This window comes from Geodermatophilus arenarius, assembly GCF_042654585.1.
GTDB classification, from domain to species: Bacteria; Actinomycetota; Actinomycetes; order Mycobacteriales; family Geodermatophilaceae; genus Geodermatophilus; species Geodermatophilus arenarius.
Genome location: NZ_JBHSGR010000050.1, coordinates 1 through 1,084, shown reverse-complemented (window position 1 = coordinate 1,084; position 1,084 = coordinate 1). Strand labels below are relative to the sequence as shown.

The 1,084-nt window shown below is 73.0% G+C and carries 1 protein-coding gene; it reads right to left on the bottom strand.

Features of this window, described 5'->3' with window-relative positions; all coding sequences use genetic code 11:
• Nucleotides 1-1,084 (bottom strand): S-(hydroxymethyl)mycothiol dehydrogenase (locus ACFO3M_RS22675; protein ID WP_387994495.1); only part of this gene is annotated, 1,084 nt, incomplete at both ends.

The following is a 1,084-nucleotide window of genomic DNA, read 5'->3' as shown; positions in this document are numbered from 1 at the left end:
ACCACCACGGAGCGCAGCACCTCGCCCTTCTGCATCTTCTCGAACGCGGCCTCGACGTCGTCGATGCCGACGGTCTCGGAGACGAAGTCCTCCAGCGGGAAGCGGCCCTGCCGGTAGAGGTCGACCAGCATCGGGAAGTCCCGCGAGGGCAGGCAGTCGCCGTACCAGGAGGACCTCAGCGCCCCGCCGCGGCCGAACAGCTCGATCATCGGCAGGGTGAGCTGCATGTCCGGCGTCGGGACGCCGACCAGCACCACCCGGCCGGCCAGGTCGCGGGCGTAGAAGGCCTGCTCGAACACCTCCGGGCGGCCGACCGCGTCGATGGCGACGTCGACGCCGAACCCGCCGGTGACCCCCTTGATCGCCTCGACGGCGTCGGTCTCGCGGGAGTTGACGGTGTGGGTGGCGCCGAACTGCTCGGCCCACGCCAGCTTCCGGTCGTCGACGTCGACGGCGACGATCGTCGTCGCGCCGACCAGCCTCGCCCCGGCGATCGCGGCGTTGCCGACGCCGCCGCAGCCGAACACCGCCACCGACTCCCCCCGCTGCACCCCGCCGGTGTTGATCGCCGCGCCCACCCCGGCCATCACGCCGCAGCCGATCAGCCCGGCGGCGGTGGCCGGCGCCTCCGGATCGACCTTGGTGCACTGGCCGGCGGCGACCAGCGTCTTCTCCACGAACGCGCCGATGCCCAGCGCCGCCGACAGCGCGGTGCCGTCGGCCAGAGTCATCGTCTGCGTGGCGTTGGCGGTGTTGAAGCAGTACTGCAGCCGGCCCTTGCGGCAGGCGCGGCACTGACCGCACACCGCCCGCCAGTTGAGGACGACGAAGTCGCCGACGGCCACGTCGGTGACGCCCTCGCCGACCGCGGCCACGGTGCCGGCGGCCTCGTGGCCGAGCAGGAACGGGAAGTCGTCGTTGATGTTGCCCTGGCGGTAGTGCAGGTCGGTGGCGCAGACGCCGCAGGCCGCGACGTCGACCACCGCCTCCCCCGGCCCCGGATCGGGCACCAGGACCGTCTCGACGCTGACCGGTTCTCCCTTGCCGCGGGCGACGACGCCCCTCACCTCGTAGGCCATGCCGG